This window comes from Streptomyces sp. NPDC059696 (genome assembly GCF_042733745.1).
GTDB lineage: Bacteria > Actinomycetota > Actinomycetes > Streptomycetales > Streptomycetaceae > Streptomyces.
Window position 1 is genome coordinate 1 of record NZ_JBHWFG010000021.1, and the last position, 23,427, is coordinate 23,427.

General features: G+C 73.3%; 24 protein-coding genes and 1 pseudogene. 15 read left to right on the top strand and 10 right to left on the bottom strand.

Features of this window, described 5'->3' with window-relative positions; translation table 11 throughout:
• From ACFV20_RS22655 to hypA, 8 genes and pseudogenes are all read left to right on the top strand, one after another.
• Positions 1-569: pseudogene (locus ACFV20_RS22655) on the top strand (hypothetical protein); the annotation flags it as partial.
• Between the two features lies 1 nt (position 570).
• Positions 571-1,659, top strand: a complete 1,089-nt coding sequence (locus ACFV20_RS22660; RefSeq protein ID WP_385659111.1) for a hydrogenase expression protein HypE — start codon at positions 571-573, stop codon at positions 1,657-1,659.
• A gap of 49 nt (positions 1,660-1,708) precedes the next feature.
• On the top strand, positions 1,709-3,502 hold the full coding sequence (locus ACFV20_RS22665; RefSeq protein WP_385659112.1) for a nickel-dependent hydrogenase large subunit: 1,794 nt from the start codon (positions 1,709-1,711) through the stop codon (positions 3,500-3,502).
• Complete coding sequence (locus tag ACFV20_RS22670) at positions 3,495-4,043, top strand: NifU family protein (protein WP_385659114.1); 549 nt, start codon at positions 3,495-3,497, stop codon at positions 4,041-4,043. The genes ACFV20_RS22665 and ACFV20_RS22670 overlap by 8 nt, the downstream gene beginning before the upstream one ends.
• On the top strand, positions 4,040-4,636 hold the full coding sequence (locus tag ACFV20_RS22675; RefSeq protein WP_385659116.1) for a DUF5947 family protein: 597 nt from the start codon (positions 4,040-4,042) through the stop codon (positions 4,634-4,636). Before ACFV20_RS22670 ends, ACFV20_RS22675 begins: the two co-directional genes overlap by 4 nt.
• A gap of 40 nt (positions 4,637-4,676) precedes the next feature.
• On the top strand, positions 4,677-4,883 hold the full coding sequence (locus ACFV20_RS22680) for a hypothetical protein (RefSeq protein WP_385659118.1): 207 nt from the start codon (positions 4,677-4,679) through the stop codon (positions 4,881-4,883).
• Between the two features lie 34 nt (positions 4,884-4,917).
• A complete protein-coding gene (locus ACFV20_RS22685) occupies positions 4,918-5,109 on the top strand; it encodes a hypothetical protein (RefSeq protein ID WP_385659120.1) in 192 nt (63 codons plus the stop codon).
• A gap of 7 nt (positions 5,110-5,116) precedes the next feature.
• Positions 5,117-5,467: a hydrogenase maturation nickel metallochaperone HypA gene (hypA, locus tag ACFV20_RS22690; protein WP_385659122.1), complete on the top strand. Its 351-nt coding sequence runs from the start codon at positions 5,117-5,119 to the stop codon at positions 5,465-5,467.
• A gap of 160 nt (positions 5,468-5,627) precedes the next feature.
• Here hypA and hypE read toward each other — a convergent pair whose 3' ends face one another.
• From hypE to ACFV20_RS22725, 7 genes are read right to left on the bottom strand one after another with little or no spacing between them, the layout of a single operon-like run.
• The gene (hypE, locus tag ACFV20_RS22695; RefSeq protein WP_385659124.1) at positions 5,628-6,698 is read right to left on the bottom strand and encodes a hydrogenase expression/formation protein HypE; all 1,071 of its coding nucleotides are present in this window, start codon (positions 6,696-6,698) and stop codon (positions 5,628-5,630) included.
• Positions 6,691-7,833, bottom strand: coding sequence for a hydrogenase formation protein HypD (gene hypD / locus ACFV20_RS22700; protein WP_385659126.1), 1,143 nt, complete (start codon positions 7,831-7,833; stop codon positions 6,691-6,693). The genes hypE and hypD overlap by 8 nt, the downstream gene beginning before the upstream one ends.
• Positions 7,830-8,150, bottom strand: a complete 321-nt coding sequence (locus ACFV20_RS22705) for a HypC/HybG/HupF family hydrogenase formation chaperone (RefSeq protein ID WP_385659127.1) — start codon at positions 8,148-8,150, stop codon at positions 7,830-7,832. Before ACFV20_RS22705 ends, hypD begins: the two co-directional genes overlap by 4 nt.
• Positions 8,151-8,153: 3 nt before the next feature.
• Positions 8,154-10,466: a carbamoyltransferase HypF gene (gene hypF, locus ACFV20_RS22710; RefSeq protein WP_385659129.1), complete on the bottom strand. Its 2,313-nt coding sequence runs from the start codon at positions 10,464-10,466 to the stop codon at positions 8,154-8,156.
• Positions 10,463-11,200: a hydrogenase nickel incorporation protein HypB gene (hypB, locus tag ACFV20_RS22715; protein ID WP_385659131.1), complete on the bottom strand. Its 738-nt coding sequence runs from the start codon at positions 11,198-11,200 to the stop codon at positions 10,463-10,465. The genes hypF and hypB overlap by 4 nt, the downstream gene beginning before the upstream one ends.
• A 40-nt stretch (positions 11,201-11,240) precedes the next feature.
• Positions 11,241-11,828, bottom strand: a complete 588-nt coding sequence (locus tag ACFV20_RS22720; protein WP_385659133.1) for a hydrogenase maturation protease — start codon at positions 11,826-11,828, stop codon at positions 11,241-11,243.
• Positions 11,825-13,570 carry an enoyl-CoA hydratase-related protein gene (locus ACFV20_RS22725; protein WP_385659134.1) on the bottom strand — a complete coding sequence of 582 codons (1,746 nt, stop codon included), beginning with the start codon at positions 13,568-13,570 and terminating at the stop codon, positions 11,825-11,827. The genes ACFV20_RS22720 and ACFV20_RS22725 overlap by 4 nt, the downstream gene beginning before the upstream one ends.
• A gap of 219 nt (positions 13,571-13,789) precedes the next feature.
• Here ACFV20_RS22725 and ACFV20_RS22730 point away from each other — a divergent pair, with 219 nt between their 5' ends.
• Complete coding sequence (locus ACFV20_RS22730; protein ID WP_385659135.1) at positions 13,790-14,548, top strand: IclR family transcriptional regulator; 759 nt, start codon at positions 13,790-13,792, stop codon at positions 14,546-14,548.
• Between the two features lie 129 nt (positions 14,549-14,677).
• A complete protein-coding gene (locus tag ACFV20_RS22735; protein ID WP_385659136.1) occupies positions 14,678-15,883 on the top strand; it encodes a PP2C family protein-serine/threonine phosphatase in 1,206 nt (401 codons plus the stop codon).
• 79 nt (positions 15,884-15,962) lie between these two features.
• Here the strand turns inward: ACFV20_RS22735 and paaK are convergent, their stop codons facing one another.
• The gene (gene paaK, locus ACFV20_RS22740; RefSeq protein ID WP_385659138.1) at positions 15,963-17,318 is read right to left on the bottom strand and encodes a phenylacetate--CoA ligase PaaK; all 1,356 of its coding nucleotides are present in this window, start codon (positions 17,316-17,318) and stop codon (positions 15,963-15,965) included.
• The gene (gene paaI, locus ACFV20_RS22745; RefSeq protein WP_385659356.1) at positions 17,319-17,705 is read right to left on the bottom strand and encodes a hydroxyphenylacetyl-CoA thioesterase PaaI; all 387 of its coding nucleotides are present in this window, start codon (positions 17,703-17,705) and stop codon (positions 17,319-17,321) included.
• Between the two features lie 199 nt (positions 17,706-17,904).
• Between paaI and paaA the strand changes: the two genes are divergently transcribed.
• The 5 genes from paaA to paaE are packed head-to-tail and all read left to right on the top strand — an operon-like array spanning position 17,905 to position 21,643.
• Positions 17,905-18,891: a 1,2-phenylacetyl-CoA epoxidase subunit PaaA gene (gene paaA / locus ACFV20_RS22750; protein WP_385659140.1), complete on the top strand. Its 987-nt coding sequence runs from the start codon at positions 17,905-17,907 to the stop codon at positions 18,889-18,891.
• The gene (gene paaB, locus ACFV20_RS22755) at positions 18,888-19,181 is read left to right on the top strand and encodes a 1,2-phenylacetyl-CoA epoxidase subunit PaaB (RefSeq protein ID WP_385659142.1); all 294 of its coding nucleotides are present in this window, start codon (positions 18,888-18,890) and stop codon (positions 19,179-19,181) included. The genes paaA and paaB overlap by 4 nt, the downstream gene beginning before the upstream one ends.
• 10 nt (positions 19,182-19,191) lie before the next feature.
• Positions 19,192-20,019, top strand: a complete 828-nt coding sequence (gene paaC / locus ACFV20_RS22760; protein ID WP_385659144.1) for a 1,2-phenylacetyl-CoA epoxidase subunit PaaC — start codon at positions 19,192-19,194, stop codon at positions 20,017-20,019.
• Positions 20,013-20,528 carry a 1,2-phenylacetyl-CoA epoxidase subunit PaaD gene (gene paaD, locus ACFV20_RS22765; protein WP_385659146.1) on the top strand — a complete coding sequence of 172 codons (516 nt, stop codon included), beginning with the start codon at positions 20,013-20,015 and terminating at the stop codon, positions 20,526-20,528. Before paaC ends, paaD begins: the two co-directional genes overlap by 7 nt.
• Positions 20,528-21,643, top strand: coding sequence for a 1,2-phenylacetyl-CoA epoxidase subunit PaaE (paaE, locus tag ACFV20_RS22770; protein WP_385659148.1), 1,116 nt, complete (start codon positions 20,528-20,530; stop codon positions 21,641-21,643). Before paaD ends, paaE begins: the two co-directional genes overlap by 1 nt.
• A 27-nt stretch (positions 21,644-21,670) precedes the next feature.
• Here paaE and ACFV20_RS22775 read toward each other — a convergent pair whose 3' ends face one another.
• Entirely contained in the window at positions 21,671-23,320 is a 1,650-nt protein-coding gene (locus ACFV20_RS22775; RefSeq protein ID WP_385659150.1) for a PucR family transcriptional regulator, read from the bottom strand.
• Positions 23,321-23,427 lie beyond the last annotated feature (107 nt).

Consider the following 23,427-nt stretch of genomic DNA (forward strand, 5'->3'; position numbering starts at 1 on the left):
CCGCGTCAGCCGACTCACCCCACACCTCCCAGACCCCAGCCGCCTCAGACGTCTTTCCCCTCACCTTCGAGACCCCCGCCGCGTCCGCCGACGGTCCCCTCACCTTCGAGACCCCCGCCGCGTCCGCCGACCGTCCCCTCACCTTCGGCACCCCCGCGGCGTCCGCCGGCCGTCCCGCCTGGTGGCAGGAAGGCGGCGACGACGGTCTCTCCCCGACCACCGACACCGTGCTCGTCGACGGCGTCCGGCTCGGCGGCGGCAGCCGGGTCCGGCTCCGTCCCCGGGGACGCGGCGCCGACGCCCAGGACATGTTCCTGGCCGGGCGCACCGCCGAGGTCGCGGCCGTCTTCCACGACGTGGACGGCAGCGTGCACCTCGCCGTCACCCTCGACGACGACCCGGCCGCCGAACTCAACAACTGGTACGGCCGCTTCCACTACTTCCGGCCCGACGAGCTCGAACCCCTCGGGCCCGCCGGATCCCCGGACGAGCCGTCGGCACCGGCTCCCGCCGCAGCTCCCCCGCGGCACACGACCGACTCCGAGACCCCCGCAGCGGAGGCCGAGTGACATGACCACCCACAGCAGCACCCAAGAAGTCAGCAAGGAACCCGACCGGTCCGAGGACCGCCGGGGCATCGACGAGATCACCATCCTGTGGATCTCCGAGGGCATGAGCTGCGACGGTGACACCGTCTCGCTCACCGCCGCCGACCAGCCCTCCATCGAGGACGTGGTGCTCGGGCTGATCCCGGGCCTGCCGAAGGTGAACCTGGTCAACAAGGTGCTCTCGCCCAGCCTGGGCGGCGAGGACTTCCTCGCGCCCTACCGGGCGGCCGTACGCGGCGAACTGGGTCCCTTCATCCTGGTCATCGAGGGCTCGATCCCCAACCAGAACATCATCGAGGGCGACGGCTACTGGACGTCCTTCGGCAACGACCCGGAGACCGGCGAGCCGCAGACCCTCAACTGGTGGATCGACCAACTGGCCCCCAAGGCCTGGGCGGTGGTCGCCGCCGGCACCTGCGCCACCTTCGGCGGCATCCACGCCATGTCCGGCAACCCGACGGGCTGCATGGGCCTCGCCGACTACCTGGGCTGGGACTACACCTCCCAGGCCGGCCTGCCCGTCGTCAACGTGCCGGGCTGCCCGATCCAGCCCGAGAACTTCATGGAGACCCTGATCTGGGTCCTCTACCACGCGGCCGGCTCCGCGCCCCCGCCGCCGCTGGACCACATGCTCCGCCCGCAGTGGCTGTTCGGGAAGACCGTCCACGAAGGCTGCGACCGCGGCTCGTACTACGAGCAGGCCGGCTTCGCCACGGACTACAACTCGCCCAAGTGCCTGGTCAAGACGGGCTGCTGGGGTCCGGTCGTCAACTGCAACGTGCCCAAGCGCGGCTGGATGGGCGGCCTCGGCGGCTGCCCCAACGTCGGTGGCATCTGCATCGGCTGCACGATGCCCGGTTTCCCGGACGCGTTCATGCCGTTCATGGACGAGCCCCCCGGCGGCACCCTGTCGTCCCTGGCCATCAAGCCGTACGGAGCCGTCATCCGCAGGCTGCGCGGCATGACCAACGAGCTCGTCAACCACGAGCCCAAGTGGCGCCACAACAAGCGCAAGCTGACCAGCGGCTACGACCCGCGCTGGCGCCCGTGATGACACCCGCGACCCCACCCACCACCGACAGCGAGGGGCAGTACCGCAGATGACCACCACCGAGGCCCGGCCCACGGACCGCAAGCCACCCCAGCTCGTGGACATGTCCTGGGACCCGATCACCCGGATCATCGGGAACCTGGGCATCTACACGAAGATCGACTTCGCCAACCGGGAAGTCGTCGAATGCCACAGCACCTCGTCGCTCTTCCGCGGCTACTCGGTGTTCATGAAGGGCAAGGACCCGCGCGACGCGGGCTTCATCACGTCCCGGATCTGCGGCATCTGCGGCGACAACCACACCACCTGCTCCGACTACGCCCAGCAGATGGCCTACGGCGTCAAGCCGCCCCCGCTGGCCGAGCACATCGTCAACCTCGGCGAGGCCGCCGAGTACATGTTCGACCACACGATCTTCCAGGACAACCTGGTCTTCGTGGACTTCTGCGAGGCGATGGTCAAGGCCACCAACCCCGGTGTCCTGGCCCGCGCCGAACGCACCGACGCCCCCCGCGGCGACATCCACGGCTACCGCACGATCGCCGACATCATGAAGGCCTTCAACCCCTTCGAGGGCGAGGTCTACAAGGAGGCCCTGAAGGTCAGCCGGGTCACCCGCGAGATGTTCTGCCTGATGGAGGGACGGCACGTCCACCCCTCCACGCTGTACCCGGGCGGCGTCGGCACGATGCCGCAGCCGACCGTCTTCACCGACTACCTCAGCCGCCTCATGCGGGTCATCGACTTCGTGAAGAAGGCCGTCGCCATGAACGACGACGTCTTCGACTTCTTCTACGAGGCCCTGCCCGGCTACGAGGAGGTCGGACGCCGCCGTGTCCTGCTGGGCTGCTGGGGCGCCTTCCAGGACCCCAAGGTCGTCGACTACCGATACGAGACCATGAACACCTGGGGCAAGGCGATGTACGTCACCCCGGGCATCATCGTCGACGGCGAACTGGTCACCAACAACCTCGTCGACATCAACCTCGGCCTGCGCATCATGCTCGGCAGCTCCTACTACGAGGACTGGGTCAACGAGCAGCCGTTCGTCACCCACGACCCGCTCGGCAACCCCGTCGACATGCGCCACCCGTGGAACCAGACCACCGTGCCGGTGCCGCAGAAGCGCGACTTCGACGACAAGTACAGCTGGGTGATGAGCCCCCGCTGGTTCGACCAGCGCACCGGCGACCACCTCGCCCTCGACACCGGCGGCGGCCCCCTGGCCCGTCTGTGGTCGACGGCGCTCAGCGGCCTCGTCGACACCCCGTACGTCAAGGCCACCGGCCACAGCGTGCGCATCTCCCTGCCCAAGGGCGAGTCACTGCCGGAGACCACCCTGGAGTGGCGCATCCCGCAGTGGAGCAACACCATCGAACGCGACCGCGCCCGGCCGTACTTCATCGCCTACGCGGCCGCCATGGCCCTGCAGTTCCTCGAGGAGGCCATGGGCATGGTGCGCGCGGGCGAGACCAAGGTGTTCGAGAACTTCGAGGTGCCCGACGAGGCGATCGGCTGCGGCTTCCACGAGGCCGTGCGCGGCGTCCTCTCCCACCACCTGGTGATCAAGGACAAGAAGATCGCCAACTACCACCCGTACCCGCCCACCCCGTGGAACGCCAGCCCCCGCGACAAGTTCGGCACCCCCGGCCCGTACGAGGACGCCGTCCAGGGCCAGCCCATCTTCGAGGAGAACGGGCCGGACGACTTCAAGGGCGTCGACATCATGCGCACGGTCCGCAGCTTCGACCCGTGTCTGCCGTGCGGAGTGCACATGTACGTCGGCAAGGGCAAGACGCTGACCACCCTGCACTCGCCGACGTACGGGGCGAACCATGGCTGAGGCCGTCGGCGCACGGCTGGCCGACCCGGACGTCGAGGCCCGGCTCGGCCGGCTCGACGAGCTGCTGGAAGGCCTCGAGACCGCGCCCGGCCCCACGACCCGATCCGCGACCGAGGCCGTGGCCCTGCTGACCGAGGTCTACGGCGAGGCCCTGGCCCGCGTCCTGGACCTCGCGGACGAGCGGCTGGCCGAACGCCTCGCCGAGGACGAGCTGCTGGGACACCTCATGGTGCTGCACGCCATCCACCCCGAGCCCGCCGAACGCCGGGCGGCCCGCGCGGTCGAACGGCTGCGTCCCGCCGTGCGGGAACGGGGCGGCGACGTGGAGTGGGCCGGGGTCGAAGGGCAGGTCGCCCGGGTCCGGCTGACGACGGGCGGCGGCTGCGGCTCCGGCTGCGGCGGCAGCGGCTCCGACGTCACCGACGCGGTCCGCGCGGCGGTGCTCGCCGCGGCACCCGAACTGACGGCGGTGGAGCCGCTGACCGAGACGGCCCCCGCCTTCGTCCCCCTGACCACGCTGACGCACCGGGGCGCACCGTGACCACCGACGGGGCACTGGCCCGCCTCATCCGCTCCTCGGCCGACCGTACGGCGGCGGCCGGGACGGAGGTGTGCGACCTGTGCGCCGCCCCGGTCGCCGGTGAACACGCCCACCTGTACGACACCGGACGGCAGGAGGTGCGCTGCGCCTGCGGCCCCTGCTCGGTGCTGTTCGCCGACGCGGCGGCGGGGGACGGCCAGTACCGGCTCGTGCCCCGCCGCCGGGTGCGGCTGCCCGAGGTCGACACGGCCGCCCTGGGCGTGCCGGTCGGCCTGGTCTTCTTCGTGCCCCGGGCCGACGGCACCGTCATCGCCGAGGGCCCGAGCCCCGCGGGAGCCATGCGGTGGGAGGTGGACGCCGACGCCTGGCGGGAGCTGGCCCGCACGTGTCCGCCGCTCGCGACCGTGGAACCCGAGGTGGAGGCACTGCTGGTGAACACCGTCCACGGCCTCGATCATCACTGGATCGTGCCGGTCGACGACTGCTACCGGATGGTCGCCGTCGTCCGCCGGGAGTGGCGCGGCCTGTCCGGCGGCGGCCGCATCTGGCCGGCCGTCGAGCAGTTCTTCGAGGACCTCACCGAGCGGCCGTAGGCACGGCCTCCGCAGGTCGGAGGCGAGGAAGGAGAGCACCATGGGCAGCATCAGAGTGGGGCGGCCCCAGGCCAAGCCCGACACGCCCCGGCACGTCGCCGGGATGCACCAGGGCAACAAGGGACCGCGCGAGCGGCAGAAGGGTCACCACCAGGACGGCACCGCCGACGCGCGCCGCTCCACGGGGATCCACTGGAAGCGGCATGACGCCCTCGCGGAGACCATGCCGAACATCTCGCCGGGATGAACACCGGCACGCGAACGAGCAGGGAGTCGCCGCAATGAAACGAGCAGGCAGAACCGTCGCGCGCGGACGGCGCGGGATGAGCGGGCAGCGGGTGCTGAAGGCCGAGGCCGCCCTGGTGGGCGGTGTGGCCCTGGCCCTGCTGTGCTGGGAGCTGCCCAGCCTGAGGCGGGAGGTGCGGATCTGGCGGATGGCCGGCGGGTTCCGCGCCGGCCGCCGCTACCCGTGAGACCGCCGTGCACGAACTGTCGATCGCGACCGCGATCATCGAGCGGGCCGACGAGCTGGCCCGGGCGGACGGGACGGACGCCGTCTCGAAGGTGACCGTCCGGGTCGGCGAGCTGGCGGGCGTCGTCCCCGACGCCCTGGACTTCGCCTTCGAGGTGGCCCGGGACGGCACGGCCCTCGCGGGGGCCGTGCTCGTCGTCGAGCAGGTCCCCGCGCAGGCCTGGTGCGGCCCGTGCGCCGAGGAGTTCGCGGTGGGCATGCCCCCGTTCTTCTGGTGCCCGCGCTGCGACCAGCCCTCCAGCGACCTGCGCAGCGGCCGTGAGCTGGAGATCGCCGGGATCGAGCCGGTCCCGGCATAGACAACGGCCGAGGGCCCCGCCGATCCGTCGGCGGGGCCCTCGGCCCTGTCCGGTGGCCTTGTCCGGTGGCCTTGTCGGGTGGCCTTGTCGGGCAGTTCTGTCAGGTGGTCCTCTGCGGCCGGCCTGTCAGGTGGTCCTCTCCGGCCGGCCTGGGCAGCGGTCAGCAGATGCGCGGCAGCTGCTCCCCGAGGGGCAGGTCCACCACCCGCGTCCCGCCGAGCCCGGTGGCGACCACCACCATCCCCGGATGCTCGGCGACGCACTCGCCGATCCGTGCCGCCCCGGCACCCTGCGGATGGGCCCGCATCGCGGCCAGCACCTCCTCCGCCTCCGACGGCGGCACGAACGCGACCAGCCGCCCCTCGTTGGCGACGTACAGCGGATCGAGCCCGAGGAACCCGCAGGCGTTCGCCACCGCGTCCGGCACCGGAATCGCCCGCTCCTGCAGCCGGACACCGGTCCCCGAGGCACGGGCGATCTCGTTCAGCGACGCGCCCAGGCCACCCCGGGTGGGGTCGCGCAGCACATGGATGTCCGCAGTGACGGTCAGCATCGCCGCCACCAGATCCGCCAGCGGCGCGGTGTCGCTGGCGACCTCCACCCCGAACTCCAGGCCCTCCCGCACGCTCATGATCGCCACGCCGTGCAGTCCGATCGGCCCGCTGACGATGACCGCGTCCCCGGGCCGGGCGCGCTGGGGCCGGATGTCCACCCCGTCCGGCACGAGTCCCACCCCGGCGGTGGTGACGTACACCCCGTCCCCGTGCCCGGACTCCACCACCTTGGTGTCGCCCGTGGCGATCGTGACCCCGGCGGCCCCGGCGGCGGCCCCCATCGAGCGGGCGATCCGCTCGACGACCGTCAGCTCCACGCCCTCCTCCAGGACGAAGGCCGCGGACAGGTACGCGGGCCGGGCGCCGCTCATCGCGAGGTCGTTGACCGTGCCGTTGACCGCGAGGTCGCCCAGGCAGCCGCCGGGGAAGAACAGCGGCCGGACCACGTAGGAGTCGGTGGAGAAGGCCAGCCGCGCACCGCCCAGTTCGAGGACGGCGGAGTCGGCGAGGCCGGACAGGGTGGCGTTGCCGTAGGCGGGGGTGAAGATCCGCTCCATCAGCTCGGCCGACAGCGCGCCCCCTCCGCCGTGCCCCATGACCACCACGCCCTGGTCGCGCAGCGGAGCGGGGCAGGTCCAGGCGGCCGGGTCGACCACGTCGGTGAGTCGCTCAGGCAACGGGGGTCACCTCCTGCGGCGCGGTCCCGCCGGCCTGCGGAGCCGGGGCGTTCATCCGCCGGTAGAGGTAGTAGGCCGCGCAGGCGCCCTCGCTGGAGACCATGGTGGCGCCGAGCGGAGTGCGCGGGGTGCAGGTGGTGCCGAACGCGGCGCACTCGGTCGGCTTGATCAGACCCTGCAGCACCTCGCCGGCCCGGCACTCGGCGGGCTCCTCGGTCCGGATCCCGCTCACGTCGAAGCGGTGCTCCGCGTCGTACGCGCGAAAGGCGTCGGTCAGGCGCCAGCCGCTGGCGGGGATCCGTCCGATGCCCCGCCAGGACCGGTCGGTGACCTCGAACACCTCCTCGATCATGCGCACCGCGGCCGGGTTGCCCTCCTCGCGCACGGCCCGCGGGTAGGCGTTCTCCACCCGGTGCTCGCCGCGCTCCAGCTGGCCCACCGCCCGGCGGATGCCCTCCAGGATGTCCAGCGGCTCGAACCCGGTCACCACCATCGGCACCCGGAACCGCTCGGCCAGCTCCGGGTACTCGGCCATTCCCATCACGCTGCACACGTGCCCGGCGGCCAGGAAGCCCTGCACACGGCACTCGGGCGCCGTCATGATCGCCTCGACGGCCGGGGGCACCCGCACGTGCGACACCAGCAGGCTGAAGTTGGCCAGCCCCAGGCGGCGCGCCTGGTGCACCGCCATCGCGTTGGCGGGGGCGGTGGTCTCGAAGCCGATCGCGAAGAACACCACCTCCCGGTCCGGGTTGCGGCGGGCCAGCTCCAGGGCGTCGAGCGGCGAGTACACCACCCGGACGTCACCGCCCTCGCCCTTGACCCGGAACAGGTCGCGGTCGGTGCCCGGCACCCGCAGCATGTCGCCGAAGGAGCAGAAGATCACCCCGGGCCGCGCGGCGATCTCCAGGGCCTTGTCGATGACCTCCAGCGGCGTGACACACACCGGGCAGCCGGGCCCGTGGATCAACTCGACCTGCTCGGGCAGCAGTTGGTCGATGCCGTGCCGGATGATCGAGTGCGTCTGCCCGCCGCACACCTCCATCAGGGCCCAGGGCCGGGTGGCGGTGGCGCGGATCTCGTCCAGCAGGCGCCGCGCCAGCTGGGGGTCGTTGAACTCGTCGATGTACTTCACCGGGCCTCGCTCCCGCTGTCCTGGGGCTCCGTCACCGCGGTGGTGCCCGCCTCCTTCGCCGCCTGCTCCCAGGCGTCCCCGAACTCCTCCTCCAGCAGCCCCAGTTCCTCGAAGAGCTTCAGGGAGGCCAGGGCCGACTCCTCGTCCAGACGCTGGAGCGCGAAACCGACGTGCACGATGACGTACTCGCCCACTTTCACGTCGGACACGTACTCCAGACACGCCTGCTTCTGCACACCGCCGAAGTCGATCAGCCCGGTGAGCGGGTCGGCGCTGTCGTCGATGGACACGACCTTGCCGGGCACTGCCAAACACATGGGTCACTCCTCCTGTCGTAGGTGCGCCGCGACCACCAGCTGGCCGAGGGCCAGCCCGCCGTCGTTCGGCGGGACTTCGCCGTGCCGGAGCACCGCGAAGCCGTCTTCGGACAGCAGCCGCGCGCACTCCTCCTCCAGCAGCGCGTTGGCGAACACCCCGCCGCTGAGCGCGACGGTGGCGAGGCCGGTGTCCTGACGCGCCCGCCGGCAGATCCCCGCCACCGCCCCCGCCACGGCGCGGTGGAAACGGGCCGCGAGCACGGCGGCCGGTGTGCCGCGCCGCAGATCGGCGATCAGCGCGCCGAGCACCGGTGCCGGGTCGAGATCCCCGGTGAAGGAGTACGTCCACCCGTCGGCGTCCCACGCCACGGCCGCGGCCGCCTCCAGCTCCAGCGCTGCCTGCGCCTCGTATCCCGTGCGGTGGCACACGCCCACGAGCGAGGACACGGCGTCGAAGAGCCGGCCCATGCTGGAGGTCGCCACACAGGCCAGAGCGCCGGACAACTGCTGTCCGAGCAGGGCGAGTTCGTCGGGCGCACAGGCGGTCACGCAGGGCAGGTCCGCATCCCACGGCAGTCCCGCGGCCCGCAGCCGGGCCAGGGCCAGCCGGCACGGGTTGGCGACGCCCGCGTCGCCACCGGGCAGCGGGGCGGGGGAGAGGCGGGCGTAGCGGCGGAAGCCGGTGTAGTCGGCGAGCAGGATCTCGCCGCCCCAGACGGTGCCGTCGTCGCCGTAGCCCGTGCCGTCGAAGGCGACGCCGATCACGGGGGTGGTGCCGTCGAGGCCGTGTTCGGCCATCGCGGAGGCGAGGTGCGCGTGGTGGTGCTGGACCAGCACGGGGGAATGCCCGGCCAGCCGGGCGGCCCACCGCGTCGAGTGGTACCCGGGGTGCCGGTCGGCGGCGACCAGTTCGGGGCTCACGCCGGTGAGGGCCCGCAGGTGCGCGTCCGCCCTCCGGGCCGCCTCCAGGGTGGCCAGGTCGCCCATGTCGCCGATGTGCGGGCCGAACCAGGCCTGCTCGCCCGCTCCGAGGCACAGGGCGTTCTTCAGGTCCCCGCCCACGGCGAGGGCGGGCCGCACCGGCACCGGCAGCCGCAGCGGACGGGGCACGAAGCCCCGCGAGCGGCGCAGCACCTGTGCGGTGCCGTCGGGGCGTACCCGCAGCAGGGAGTCGTCACAGGGGGAGGCGATGGGCCGGTCGTGGGCGAGCCAGGCGTCGGCCAGCCCGGCGAGCCGGTCCAGCGCCTCGTCGTCGTCCGTGACGATCGGCTCCCCGGAGCGGTTGCCGCTGGTCATCACCAGCACACGCGGGCCGGGCGGATCACCGGGCAGGCCGAACAGCAGGGTGTGCAGCGGCGTGTAGGGCAGCATCACGCCGAGGTGCGGGCTGCCGGGGCAGACACCGGGCGCGAGACCGTTCGCCTCCGGACGCCGGCGCAGCAGGACGATGGGACGGCGGGCACCGGTGAGCGCGGCCCGCTCCGGCGAGGAGAGCCGGGCGACGCGCCGCACGTCGTCGAGGTCCGCGCACATCACCGCGAAGGGCTTGCCGCCGCGTGCCTTGCGGGTGCGCAGGGTGTCGACGGCCCGGGCGTCACCGGCGTCACAGGCCAGGTGGTATCCCCCGAGGCCCTTGACGGCGACGATCCGCCCTGCGGCCAGCAACGCCCGTGCCGCTGCGAGGGCTTCGGCGTCCCGGGCCGGGCGGACCCCGCTGCCGGGCCCGGGCACCAGACGGAGCCGGGGACCGCAGTCGGGGCAGGCCACGGGCTGGGCGTGGAAGCGGCGGTCGCGGGGGTCGCCGTACTCCCGGGCGCACCCGGCGCACATCGGGAAGCCGGACATGGTCGTGACCGCCCGGTCGTAGGGCATGCCCGTGGCGATGGTGAAGCGGGGGCCGCAGTGCGTGCAGGTGACGAACGGGTGCCGGTACCTGCGGTCGGCCGGATCGCCCAGCTCCCGCAGGCAGTCCGGGCAGGTCGCCGTGTCGGGCGGGAGCAGGGTGCTGCCGGGGGAGCGGTCGGTGGAGCGGATGGCGAAGCCGCCGCCCGCGCCCGTCGCGGGCAGGTCCTCGAATCCCATGCCGGTGACGGTGGCCAGGGGCGGTGGCCGCTCGGCCAGCCGGTCGCAGAAGGCGTCGACGCCGTCCGGCGGGCCCTCCACCTCGATCAGGACCCCGCTCGCCGTGTTGCCCACGAAACCGGCGAGTGCGAACTCCGTGGCGAGGCGGTGCACGAACGGGCGGAACCCCACGCCCTGCACGGTGCCCCGCACGGTGACGCGTCGGCGCACCGCCCGGGCGGCGGGCGCCGTCACGGGACGAGGCCGGCTTCGGCGCCCTCGTGGCTGTGGGTGTGCGGACGGGGCGCCAGCGGCGGCCGGTGGGCGGGGGCTCCGTCCCGGACGCCGAGCACCCGCTCCAGGAGGGCGTCGACGCCGGTCCCGGTGCGGGCGCAGGACCGCAGCATCTCCACCCCCGGGTTGACCCGCTGGACGTTCGCCTCGAAGGCCGCCTCGTCGAACCCGGCCGGTCCGGCCAGATCGGTCTTCGTCAGCACCACCAGGTGGGCGGACCCGAACGCCGTGGGGTACTTGAGGGGCTTGTCCTCGCCCTCGGTCACCGCCATGAGCACGATCCGCAGACTCTCGCCGAGGTCGTAGGACGCGGGGCAGACGAGGTTGCCGACGTTCTCGACGAACAGCAGCGAGGTCCCCGCGGGCAGCCAGCTCTCCACATGACCGCGCAGCTGCCGTGCCTCCAGGTGGCACAGCCCGTCCGTCAGCAGTTGCTTCACCGGGGCGCCCGAGCGGGCCAGCCGGTCGGCGTCGTTCTCGGTCGCCAGGTCGGCGGTGAGCGCGGCCACCGGAAGGCTCCGCTCCACCGCCCTGGCCAGCACCCGCCCGAGCAGTTCCGTCTTGCCGCTGCCGGGGCTGGACAGCAGGTTGACCACACTCACTCCGCGCCGGGCCAGCTCCTCGCGCAGGCCCGCGGCCAGCCCGTCGTTCTTGGCCAGGACGGCCTGGGTGACCTCGTCCACGGAATCGCACATGGGCGCCGCTCCTCGCGGGTCGGTGGGGGACATCGTCGTGCTACCGATCCTCCGCGCCGCCGCTCACCGTGCCCGGCAGCCCGGCCGGGGACAGGGCGGCGTTTTCGTCCGGGCGGCTCAACGGGGGCGTGGCCGCCGGGTCCGCGAGCAGCACGGGCACCACCGTGTGCAGCGCCGCCACGGCCCGCCCCACCGCCTGACGCACCGTCGCGCTGATGCCGGGGGCGATGTCCTCGTCGGCGGGGGCCCGCAGCTCGGGCTCGCAGGCCAGCACCAGGACGCGGGGGAGCGGTTCGTCGCCCAGGTGGGCGGCCAGGGCCAGGACCTTGGCCGGGTCCATGCCGTGCGCCTCCGGCGGGGCGCCCGCGGTGGCGGCCGGGGGCAGGTCCGGCTCGATCAGCGACAGCGTGCCCGGCGCGTGTCCCCGCACGGCCGCGTCGACCAGGACGGCCGTGTCGTAGCCGTCGAGCAGCTCGTACGCCAGGTCCATGCCGCGGATGCCGAAGTCCCGCACGCGGACCTCCGGCGGCAGCGGGTGCCGGTCCAGGGCGCGGATCACCTCGGGGCCGAAGGCGTCGTCCGCGAGGAAGATGTTGCCGACGCCCGCCACGAGCAGCCGCTCGCTCACTTCGCTCCTCGGGTGGCGAGCGGACGGGCGGAGCCGTTCGGGAGTTTGCGGACGAACGCGGACCGCAGCGCGTGGTACGGCGCGGCGGGGTCGTCGAAGACGGCCCGCATGCGGGCGAGTTCGACCCGGCGGTACTCGGCGAGGGGCCGCTGGAGCTCGTCCGCGTGCCGTGCCGTGGCCTTGGCGGTGATCCGGCGCGGCAGATCCGGATCACCGGCCAGGTCGGCGGCCAGCCGCTCGACCTCGGCGGCGAACTCCTGGGGCCCCGCCGGCACCAGACGGTCCACCAGACCGATCCGCCCGGCGGTCGCGGCGCTCACCGGCAACGCCTCGGTCGTCAGCCGCTCGGCCGTCTCGGCGCCCACCCGGCGGGGCAGCGAGTACGTCCAGTACTCCGACCCGTACAGGCCCATGGTGCGGTAGTGCGGGTTGAGGACGCCGCCCGTGCGGCACCAGACCTCGTCGGCGGCCAGCGCGAGCATGACGCCGCCGGCGGCCGCGTTGCCGCCGAGCGCCGCCACCACCAGCCGGTCGGTGGTCCGCAGCACCGCCTCGACCAGGTCGTTCATGGCGTTGAGGTTGGACCAGGACTCGACCGCCGGGTCGTCCGACGCCTCGATGACGTTGAGGTGGATGCCGTTGGAGAAGAAGTCGCGGGCGCCGCCGAGCACCAGCACCGAGGTGGGGCGGGTGAGCGCGTAACGCCAGGCGGCGAGCAGCCTGCGGCAGTGGGTGGTGCTCATCGCCCCACCGGGGAACGAGAACGTCAGGAAGCCGAGGGGACCGCGCTGCCGGTAGCGGATGTCGGACCAGGTGGTGCGGTCCGGGGGCAGTTCGAGCGGGGCGGCGATCTCGGGCAGCCAGTACGGGCGCTCCCGCGTCCCCGGCATGCCCGGGCCGCTGCCGGACGGGGCGGGGAAGCCGGCGAGCACCGAGGCCGCCGGGCGCCGGAAGGGGGCCGGGTCACCGGAGCTCTTGCGGGGACGCAGCTCGGGGATCCACACCGCGCCGTCCCGGGTGGCCCGGCAGAGCGCGCCGGCCCGGGTCGCGAGCAGCTCCCCGGGCTCCCCGCGCAGCCGGTCCTCGGGGTGCCCGCCGTGCAGGAACACCTCCTGGCCGCAGATCTCGTCCCGGACACCCGGCTGCGAGTCCGCCCCGCGGAGTTTGCGCAGCACCGTCGCCGTGTCGTCGTTCTCCCAGTCGATCCGCCGCTGCTCCTGGCGGAAGAGGTCCCGCCACACCACATGGATCCCGGGTTCGCTCTGCGGGCGGGGTTTGTAGGACCCGTCGGCGTAGCGCCGCACGGCCAGCAGCACGGCGGCCGTGGCGGCGTCCGCGACCTCGTTGCGGTACAGGTCGCTCTTGCCCGTCGGCGGCACCGTGAACGTGGCGTCCGCCCACACGTCCCCGGCGTCCATGGCGGCCTCGGCCTGCAGCACCGTGACGCCCCACTCCGGCGCCTCCTCGGCGATCGCCCAGTCCAGCGACGACGGGCCCCGGTCGCCGGGTGGCCCCGGGTGCACGATCAGACAGGTGTGCTCCCGCCACACGTCCTCCGGCAGGGCCGACTTCAGCATCGGGGCGACGATCAGCTCCGGGCTCGTCTCGCGTACGGCGGCCCGGACGGCGTCGGGGCCGTGCGTGGCGAGCACGACGTCCACGTGGTGCCCCTCGTCCGACAGTTCGGCGAACACACGTTGGGACAGGCTGTTGAACGCGCTGGCGACGAGCAAGATGTCCATGACCCGGCATGGTCGTCCGTCCGGGGAGGGCCGTGAAGGACCACGGCGGCGTTTCGCGGTGGTCGCCCGCTTCCGGCCGAACGGGTACGCGACGGCGTCCCCACCGGTGAGCCGGTGCCGTGGACCGCGCCGCTGCCGCGCGGTGCCACCGCAGCCGGCCTCCGCCGGCCCGCCGGCCTCCCCTTGCCCCGGGCGTACGCTGTGGCGCACGCTGTTCGTATGGGTGCGCAGGACGGCCCAACGCTCATCAACTCCGTCCAGCGGGCCATGCGGCTGCTGGAGGTGGTGAGCGCGCACGTCAACGGCGCGCCGGCCAAGCAGCTGGCACGCGAGACCGGCCTGCCCCTGGCCACCACCTACCACCTGCTGCGCACCCTGGTGCACGACGGGTACGTGCGGAAGCTGGACGACGGCGGCTTCATCCTCGGCGACAAGCTGCAGACGCTGCAGTCCATGGGCCGTGCGCAGGCCCTGCTCAGCCGGGTCCGGCCCACCCTCGCCGCGCTGCGGGACGAGCTCGCCACCGCCGCCTACCTCACCTTCTACGAGGACGGCGAGATCAGGGTCGCCGAGATCGTCGACGGTCCGGGCACGCCCCGGGTGGACCTCTGGGTGGGCTTCGAGGACGCGGGGCACGCCACCGCGCTGGGCAAGTCCGTCCTGCGGGAACTGGGCGAGGAAGCGCGGCAGGACTACCTCTCCCGGCACCACCTCGCCGACCTCACCCCCCGGACGATCACCAGCCTCCCGGAACTGCTGCGCCGGCTGGAAGCCCCGCCCCTGGCACCGGCCATCACGGACCTGGAGGAGTACTCCCTCGGCACGGTCTGCGTCGCCGTCCCGGTGTACAGCGGGGACGTGCTCGGCTCGCTCGGTGTCTCGCTGCCCTCCCACCGGCTCTCCCGGCTGCCGGAGATCCGCGAGCGGCTGCTCCCGACCGCGAGCCGCGTGACCAGGACTCTCTCGCTCGCGAAGTGACGACGACCCCCCTCGTTCACTATCTGAAAACCCGCTCCTTGCCGGTGGCTGTGCTCACCCGGTTCTCTGGATAAAACAGACATTTTCGAAGACGTGCCCCGCGCACAGGTGAGGACTGCGGACCCAGACATGAGTCAAGCCCGTAACCATGGCGTCGACCACCGGCCGGTACGGCCGTCCGGCAACCGAGTGGCCGGTCCCGGGGCTTCGGCCCGCAGGCGCGTCGTCGCGCGGCTGGCCGTCGGCGCACCCGTCCTGCCCGTCCTGGTCGTGGCCGCCGTCGTGTGCGCCGACCTCGTGGGCGGGGCGGGCATGGTCTGGCTGCCCCTGCTCGCGGTGGGCCCCGCCCTCGCGGCCACGACCAACGGGCCGCGCGGGGTCCTGTGCGTCGGAGGCCTCGCCGTGCTGGTCGGTGCGACGCTCGGGATCCGCGACGGGGTGCCGGGCCGGGAGCTGGCCGCCGTGCTGTCGGCCCTGGCCGCCGTCACGCTGGCGAGCGGCCTGGCCGGTGTGCTGCGCGGACGCCGGGAGCGGGTGCTGGCCGCCGTACGATCCGTCGCGGAGACCGCACAGCACGCCCTGCTCAAGCCCGTGCCGTCGACCGTGGGGCCGTTCCAGGTGGCCGTCCGCTACAGCGCCGCCGCGGCGGAGGCCCGTATCGGCGGTGACCTCTACGCCCTGATACCCACCCCGCACGGGGTGCGGCTGATCGTCGGCGACGTGCGCGGCAAGGGCCTGCCCGCCGTGGGGACCGCCGCGCTGGTGCTCGGTGTCTTCCGGGAGGCCGCCCACGACGAGCCCGATCTCCTCGCCGTGGTCGACCGCATCGAGCGGAGCCTCGCCCGCAACCTGGGCCGCGACGACTTCGTCACCGCCGTGGTCGCCGGGTATCCGCGGGAGGGACATCTGGAGGTGGTGAACTGCGGGCACGCGCCCCCGCTGCTGGTGCGCGCCTCGGGGAGCATCAGCGCGGTGGAGCCCGCGCACCCGGCCCCGCCCCTGGGCCTGCGCGACCTCACGGGACACACCCCGGCACGCCACACGCTCCCCTTCGCCGACGGGGACCAGCTGCTGCTGTACACCGACGGGGTCACCGAGGCCCGCGACGGCGGCCGGGCCTTCTACCCCCTGGCCGAGGGGCTGGAGCGGCACGTCTCCCAGGAGCCGGCCCGCACCGTCGGCGCGCTCCACGAGGAACTGCTGTCCCATGTCGGCGGCCGGCTGCACGACGACGCGGCCCTGCTCCTCATCCGCAAGCCGGGCCCGACCGGCGCGGAGCCGGACCCTCCCGGCCCGAACGCAGCCCCCGCCGCCGGGGCGAGGTGCCGCTCCTGAGGGCGTCCGGACGCGCCCGGCCCGGTGCCCCGGACGACGTACCGCCCAGGGGGCCGGGCCGGCCGACCCGGATCAGCCCTCAGCCTTCGCGCAGGTCCTTCACCCGGCGGAGCTTGCCGAGGGAACGCTCCAGGGTCTCCGGTTCGACGACGGTCACCTCGGCGGTGATCCCGATGCCGTCCTTCACGGCCCCGGCGATCATGGCGGCCGCTGCCTCGCGCTGCTCGGGGCCGGTGCCGGGGCGGGTCTCGACGCGGACGGTCATGTGGTCCATACGCCCGCGCCGGGTCAGCTGGATCTGGAAGTGCGGGGCGACACCGGGCGTGCGCAGCACGATCTCCTCGATCTGACTGGGGAAGACGTTCACCCCGCGCAGGATGATCATGTCGTCGCAGCGCCCGGTGATCTTCTCGATCCGGCGGAACGCGGGCCGGGCCGTGCCGGGCAGCAGCCGGGTCAGGTCGCGGGTGCGGTAGCGGACGACCGGCAGGGCCTCCTTGGTCAGGGACGTGAAGACCAGCTCGCCCTCCTCGCCCTCGGGCAGCACCTCGCCGGTGACCGGGTCGACGACCTCGGGGTAGAAGTGGTCCTCCCACACGTGCAGCCCGTCCTTGGTCTCCACGCACTCCTGGGCGACGCCCGGGCCGATCACCTCGGACAGGCCGTATATGTCGACGGCGTGGATGTCCGTCCGCTCCTCGATCTCGCGGCGCATCTCCTCCGTCCACGGCTCGGCCCCGAAGACGCCCACCCGCAGACTGCTCGCGCGCGGATCGAGGCCCTGCCGCTCGAACTCGTCGAGCAGCGTGAGCATGTAGGACGGGGTCACCATGATGATCTCGGGCCGGAAGTCCTGGATGATCTGCACCTGGCGCGCGGTCATGCCCCCGGAGGCCGGGATCACCAGACACCCGGCGCGCTCCGCCCCGTAGTGCGCGCCGAGGCCGCCGGTGAACAGTCCGTACCCGTAGGAGACGTGCACCTTGTGGCCCGGCCGGCCGCCGGCGGCGCGGATCGAGCGGGCGACCAGGTCCGCCCACATCGACAGGTCGTTCTCCGTGTAGCCGACCACCGTGGGGCGGCCGGTGGTGCCGCTGGAGGCGTGCACCCGCCGCACCCGGTCCATGGGCACGGCGAACATGCCGAACGGGTAGGTGTCCCGCAGGTCGGCCTTGGTGGTGAAGGGGAAGCGGGAGAGGTCCTCCAGCGAACGGCAGTCGTCGGGGGAGACCCAGGCCGCGTCGAACTTCTTCCGGTACGCCTCCACGTGGTCGTAGGCGTGCCGGAGGCTGCCCCGCAGACGGTCGAGCTGGAGCTCGCGCAGCTGCTCGCGGGTCAGCCGCTCACCGTCGTCGAGGAGGTCGTGGGGGAGCGGTTCGCCGAGGCGCCGCGGCGTCGGTCCGGTGGCCCGGGAGGCCGTCGTCTCGCTGGTCATTCAGGACTCCTCCGGCCTCGTGCTCCTGATGCTCCGGCTGCGGCCCCGGAACTCGGCGATCACCTCGTCGCCCCGCCGCACGCTCACGTCGTACAGACCGCTGCGCCCGAACCGGGTACGTTCCTCCGCCCGCGCCACGAGCACGTCGCCCTGGTGCGCCGGGGCGACGAAGGTGATGTCGGCGCCCGCCGCGACGGTCACCGGACCGTGGCTGTTGCAGGCGCAGGCGAACGCGGTGTCGGCGAGCAGGAAGACGTACCCGCCGTGGGCGATGCCGTGCCCGTTCACCATCGCGCGCGTCACCGTCATGCGCAGGACGGCGGTCCCCTCGCCCTGCTCCAGCAGCTCGATGCCGAGCCCGCGGGAGGCCTCGTCCGCGGCGAACATCGCCTCCGCCGCGGGTGTCGCGTCAGCGGTATGACTCACTTCTCGCACCACCTTGTAGCCCGACCGAACATTCGGTTAGCTTCGGTGCCGTCAAGTAATCAACTCGTCTCGGCGCCTGTCAAGGGGCCGGGGGCTTACCAAGGTGCGGCGCCTTGTCATACGATGTACCGAACGAATGGTCGGTTGGGAAGTGGGACGGATGGACACGACACACTCCAGCCCCCCGGGGGCGGACGGCGCCGAGCCGGATCTCCAGCAGCACTTCGACGCGACGATCGCGCGGGACCAGCGGATCGAGCCGCGCGACTGGATGCCGGAGGGCTACCGCAGGACGCTGATCCGGCAGATCGCGCAGCATGCGCACTCGGAGATCATCGGCATGCAGCCCGAGGGCGAGTGGATCACCCGCGCCCCGTCGCTGCGCCGCAAGGCCATTCTGTTCGCCAAGGTCCAGGACGAGGCCGGGCACGGGCTGTACCTGTACTCGGCGGCGGAGACGCTGGGCGCCGACCGCGCCGATCTGACCGAGCGCCTCATCGAGGGCCGCCAGAAGTACTCGTCGATCTTCAACTACCCGACGCCGACCTTCGCCGACGTCGGTGTGATCGGCTGGTTCGTGGACGGCGCCGCGATCTGCAACCAGGTGCCGCTGTGCCGCTCCTCCTACGGGCCCTACGCACGCGCCATGGTCCGGATCTGCAAGGAGGAGTCCTTCCACCAGCGGCAGGGCTACGAGCTGCTGATGACGATGATGCGCGGCACTCCGGAGCAGCGCGAGATGGTGCAGGACGCGGTGAACCGCTGGTGGTGGCCGTCGCTCATGATGTTCGGCCCGCCCGACGACGCCTCGCCCAACTCCGCGCAGTCCATGGCCTGGAAGATCAAGCGGCACAGCAACGACGAACTGCGCCGGCGCTTCGTCGACATGACCGTCCCACAGGCCGAGAGGCTCGGCGTGACGCTCCCCGACCCGGAGCTGCGCTGGAACGAGGAGCGCGGACACCACGACTTCGGCACGCCCGACTGGGACGAGCTGATGCGGGTCATCAAGGGCGACGGCCCCTGCAACGACCAGCGGATGGAACGGCGCCGCACGGCCCACGAGGAGGGCGCCTGGGTGCGCGAGGCGGCCACCGCCCACGCCGCCAAGCAGGCGGCTCGCACGGAGAAGGGAGCGGTGGCATGACCGCCGACAAGCAGCACTGGCCCCTGTACGAGGTGTTCGTGCGCGGCAAGCGCGGACTGAACCACGTCCACGTGGGCTCTCTGCACGCCGCCGACGACCGTATGGCGCTCACCCACGCCCGCGACCTGTACACCCGCCGCAACGAGGGCGTGTCCATCTGGGTCGTGCGCTCGGAGCACATCGCCGCCTCCACCCGCGACGAGAAGGACCCGTTCTTCGAGCCCAGCGCCGACAAGGTGTACCGGCACCCGACCTTCTACGACATCCCCGAAGACGTCCCGCACATCTGAAGGAGAGGGCATGAGCGACGACCACGTCTACCTGACCCTCGCCGAGGGGCACGAGGACGACACCCGCTGGGCCTACGGCACCGGCTTCGAGGACCCCCTGCACGGCGTCGACACGACCGTGCCCGACGACCTGGACGCCGGCGAACTGGCCTCCGTCTGCGTCAGCCTCGCCGACGACGCCCTGGTTTCCGCCCAGCGGCTCGCCGAGTGGACCACCCGCGCCCCCGAGCTGGAGGAGGAGGTGGCGCTCGCCAACATCGGGCTCGACCTGCTCGGCCAGGCCCGCCTGCTCTACTCCCGCGCCGGCCAGGCCGACGGCACCGGCCGTGACGAGGACGCCTACGCCTACTTCCGCGACGCCGGCGACTTCCGCAACGTCCGCCTCGCCGAACTGCCGGGCGGAGACTTCGCGTTCTCGATCGTGCGGCTGCTGGTGTTCGCCAGCTGGCGCCTCGCGCACTTCGAGCGGCTCACCACCCACCGCGACCCGGTGCTCGCGGCCATCGCCGCCAAGGGCGTGAAGGAACTGGCCTATCACCGCCAGTACGCGGCCGAGTGGGCCGTGCGCCTCGGCGACGGCACCGAGGAGTCCCACCGCCGGATGCGCAAGGCGCAGGAGCAGGTGGCGCCCTACCTGGGCGAGCTGTTCACGGCGTACGACGTCCGCGACGAGGTCGTGGCGGTCCTCCGCCAGGTCACCGAGGCGGCGGGGCTGCCCATGCCGGTCTACCGCCCGCTGCCCGGCTCGGGCCGCACCGGGGACCACACCGAGCATCTCGCCCCGCTGCTCGCCGAGTTGCAGGGCGTGGCCCGCGCCCACCCGGAGGCGACATGGTGACGGCACTCCTGGACGAGCGACGGGCCCGGCGCATCGCCGAGCGGGTGCCCGACCCCGAACTGCCCATGCTCACCCTGGCCGACCTCGGCGTCCTGCGCGAAGTGACCCTGGACCAGGACGGCACGGTGGTCGCGAGCCTGACCCCGACCTACTCGGGCTGCCCGGCGATGGCGGAGATGCGCGCCGGCGTGGCCGCACGGCTGCGCGAGGCGGGGTACGAGCGCGTGGAGATCCGCACGGTCCTCGACCCGCCCTGGAGCAGCGACTGGATCACGGCGGACGGCCGGCGCAAACTCGCCGAGCACGGCATCGCCCCGCCCGGCGCCGCGCCCGCGCGCACCGCCGGACCGGTCCCGCTCGTGCTGTCGCCGACCCGCCGCTCGGTGCCCTGCCCGCGCTGCGGTCACCCCGACACCGAGGAGACCTCCCGCTTCGGCGCCACGTCCTGCAAGGCCCTGTGGCGCTGCCTCGCCTGCCGCGAGCCGTTCGAGTACCTCAAGGAGATCTGATGGAGGACCTGATGGAGCCGGCCCCCGCCCCGGCGGCACGCCCCCGTGCCCGCCGACGTCCGGTCTTCCACGCCCTGCGGGTCGCCGCCGTGCAGCCGCTGTGCGAGGACGCGGCAGCCGTGAGTTTCGACATCCCGGCCGAGCTGGCCGAGGAGTTCGCCTTCGCGCCCGGCCAGTCGCTCACCCTGCGCCGCGACGTCGACGGCCGGGACGAGCGCCGCTCGTACTCGATCTGCGCCCCGGCCGGCACGGCGCCGCGCATCGGTGTGCGGGTGGTGCCCGGCGGCCTGTTCTCCTCCTGGCTGGTGCGGGACGTGCGGCCCGGCGACACCGTCGAGGTGATGCCGCCCACCGGTGCCTTCACCCCCGACCTGACCGTCCCCGGCCACCACGTCCTCGTCGCGGCCGGCTCCGGCATCACCCCCATGGTCTCCATCGCCGAGTCCGTCCTCGCCGCCGACGCCCGCTCGCGCGTCACCCTCCTCTACGGCAACCGCCGCACCGGCACGGTGATGTTCGCCGACGAACTCGCCGACCTGAAGGACCTCTACCCGACGCGGTTCCAGCTCGCCCACGTCCTCTCCCGCGAGCCCCGCGAGGCCGAGGTGCTCTCCGGCCGGCTGGACGCCGAGCGGCTGGCCGCCCTCGTCGACGCGCTGGTCGACGTGGAGTCGGCCGACCACTGGTGGCTGTGCGGCCCGCACGGCATGGTCCGCGCCGCCCAGCAGGTCCTCACCGGCCTCGGCGTCCCCGCCGAGCGCGTCCACCAGGAGCTCTTCTACGCCGACGACGAGCCCGTCCGCGAGGTCCAGCACGCCGAGACCGGCCCCTCCGGCCCGGTCAGCCAGGTCACCGTCACCCTCGACGGCCGCTCCACCACGGCCCCGCTGCCTCGCGGGCGCACCCTCCTCGAAGGCGCCCAGCAGACCCGCCCCGACCTGCCCTTCGCCTGCAAGGGCGGGGTCTGCGGCACCTGCCGGGCCCAGATCACCGACGGCAAGGCCGACATGCGCCGCAACTTCGCCCTGGAACCGTCCGAGGTCGACGCCGGCTACGTCCTGACGTGCCAGACGTTCCCGGTGTCCGAGACGCTGACGGTCGACTTCGACACCTGACCCTCCTGGCCCGGGACGCCCGAAGCGCTACAGGGGGTGCGGTCCCGGGCCGGCGCGCAGGACCCGCAACGCCGTGAGCGCCACGTGGAGTTCCGTACGGTGGGCGCCGGATTCGAGGTCGGTGTCCAGAAGGCGTTCGACGGTGCGCAGACGCTGGTACACGGTCTCCCGCGACAGACCACCGCGCCGGGCCGTCGTGGTCTTGTTGCCGGCGGCGTCGAGGTAGTGGCCCAGGGTCGTCAGCAGATCGGTGCCGTGCCGGTCGTCGTGCTCGACGATCCGGCCCAGCCGGCGTTCCGTGTAGTCCTGGATCCTGGTGTCCTCGCGCAGCGCGTACAGCAGCCGGCGCAGGTCGACGTCCGGCAACTCGTGGAAGGACCGGTCCGCGGGCAGGGCCTGGCCGGGCGGAGTGGCCTCGATGACCCGGGCCGCCTCCCGGAAGGAACGAGCGGTGTCGGCGAGATCCTCCACCTCCGAGCCGACGCCGACGATCGCCCCCGGAGCCGAGGCCAGTGCCGCGCGGCTCAGCCGTTCGGCCACCGGCCGCCAGGGCCGGCCCCGGCGCAGCGCCGGCAGCACACCGAGGCGGCCGGGGGACAGCTCGCCGACCAGCGCCGGGACCCCGGCCGACCGCAGCTCCCGGTGCAGCCGGGCCTCCACGTCCGCGCCCTCCACGCCCGGCCCCGGGTCCACGAGCACCGCCAAGAACACGACGTCGTCCGTGGGCAGCCCCAGCGCGGCACAGCGGGCGCGGACGTCCTCGGGCGAGTGGTGGCGCTGCTCCGCCAGCTCCCGCAGGGCGTTGCGGTGGGCCGTGTGCTCCCACGGTGTGGAGTGGATGAGGCGGGCCACGGTGAGGGCCATCGCCGTCCGCTCCAGGACGGTGACGTGCTCCGGCCCGAAAACCGGCCCGTCGGCGGGCAGCATGACCAGCCGCCCCCAGCGTTCGCCCTGGTAGGAGACCGGTGCGGTGAGCCAGCTCTCCGGACCGCCCACCCCGGTGCGCTCGCCGGGCCCGGTCGCCCGTGAGCGCCGCTCCCAGTCCCCGAGCGCCTCCTCCACTGTGCTCCCCGAGGGCTCGCAGATCAGCGCCTGGTGCGCCAGGTTCTCCAGCACGACCGTCCGGCCGCTCATCTCCGCCGCCGCGCGCAGCACGTCCTCCGGCCCCGCCCCGCGCAGCGTCAGGGCCGTGAACGCCTCGTGGATCCGCTGGGTCCGCCGCATCGCCTCCGCCTGGCTGCCGAGGATCAGGGCGTGCACGACCTGCGTGACCTCCAGGAAGTTGACGTCCCGGGCGAGGGTGACCAGCGGGAGCCGCCGGGCCCGGCAGGCCTGCACGAGGGCGTCCGGAGGCCGGTGGTAGCGCCGTACGAGCTCGATGACCAGGGCCGCCGCCCCCACCTCGGTGAGCTCCTCGACGTACCGGCGCACTCCCGCGGCGTCCTCGGGCAGGGGCATGCCCGTGGTGAGGACCAGCTCCCCGCCCTTGAGGAAGGAGGCGGGGTCCGTCAGTTCGGTGATGTGCACCCAGCGCACCGGCCGGTCCAGCTGCGCCAGCCCCGTGACGACCTGGGGCTGCCCGGCGGCCAGCACCGGCAGGGCGAGGATGTCGGCGAGGGTCGGCGCGCGACCGGCCGGGGCGGGGTCACGGCCGGCTGACGTGGGGTGAGCGTTCACGGTGCCTCCCTGCGTGCCCGGTCACTCTGACAAGCGGTGCTGACCTGCGCAAGAGCTGCCCACGGGAGGGGCGGGCGGTGCCACGGGGGTTCGGCGCCTGACACAAC

Coding starts and splice junctions, on each gene's coding strand:
- ACFV20_RS22705 (WP_385659127.1), bottom strand. CDS start 8,150: ATGTGTTTGGCAGTGCCCGGCAAGGTCGTGTCCATCGACGACAGCGCC.
- ACFV20_RS22680 (WP_385659118.1), top strand. CDS start 4,677: ATGGGCAGCATCAGAGTGGGGCGGCCCCAGGCCAAGCCCGACACGCCC.
- ACFV20_RS22735 (WP_385659136.1), top strand. CDS start 14,678: ATGAGTCAAGCCCGTAACCATGGCGTCGACCACCGGCCGGTACGGCCG.
- ACFV20_RS22730 (WP_385659135.1), top strand. CDS start 13,790: ATGGGTGCGCAGGACGGCCCAACGCTCATCAACTCCGTCCAGCGGGCC.
- paaB (WP_385659142.1), top strand. CDS start 18,888: ATGACCGCCGACAAGCAGCACTGGCCCCTGTACGAGGTGTTCGTGCGC.
- ACFV20_RS22665 (WP_385659112.1), top strand. CDS start 1,709: ATGACCACCACCGAGGCCCGGCCCACGGACCGCAAGCCACCCCAGCTC.
- ACFV20_RS22685 (WP_385659120.1), top strand. CDS start 4,918: ATGAAACGAGCAGGCAGAACCGTCGCGCGCGGACGGCGCGGGATGAGC.
- ACFV20_RS22670 (WP_385659114.1), top strand. CDS start 3,495: ATGGCTGAGGCCGTCGGCGCACGGCTGGCCGACCCGGACGTCGAGGCC.
- ACFV20_RS22725 (WP_385659134.1), bottom strand. CDS start 13,570: ATGGACATCTTGCTCGTCGCCAGCGCGTTCAACAGCCTGTCCCAACGT.
- ACFV20_RS22660 (WP_385659111.1), top strand. CDS start 571: ATGACCACCCACAGCAGCACCCAAGAAGTCAGCAAGGAACCCGACCGG.
- paaK (WP_385659138.1), bottom strand. CDS start 17,318: ATGACCAGCGAGACGACGGCCTCCCGGGCCACCGGACCGACGCCGCGG.
- paaC (WP_385659144.1), top strand. CDS start 19,192: ATGAGCGACGACCACGTCTACCTGACCCTCGCCGAGGGGCACGAGGAC.
- paaI (WP_385659356.1), bottom strand. CDS start 17,705: ATGTTCGCCGCGGACGAGGCCTCCCGCGGGCTCGGCATCGAGCTGCTG.
- hypB (WP_385659131.1), bottom strand. CDS start 11,200: ATGTGCGATTCCGTGGACGAGGTCACCCAGGCCGTCCTGGCCAAGAAC.
- paaE (WP_385659148.1), top strand. CDS start 20,528: ATGGAGGACCTGATGGAGCCGGCCCCCGCCCCGGCGGCACGCCCCCGT.
- paaA (WP_385659140.1), top strand. CDS start 17,905: ATGGACACGACACACTCCAGCCCCCCGGGGGCGGACGGCGCCGAGCCG.
- paaD (WP_385659146.1), top strand. CDS start 20,013: ATGGTGACGGCACTCCTGGACGAGCGACGGGCCCGGCGCATCGCCGAG.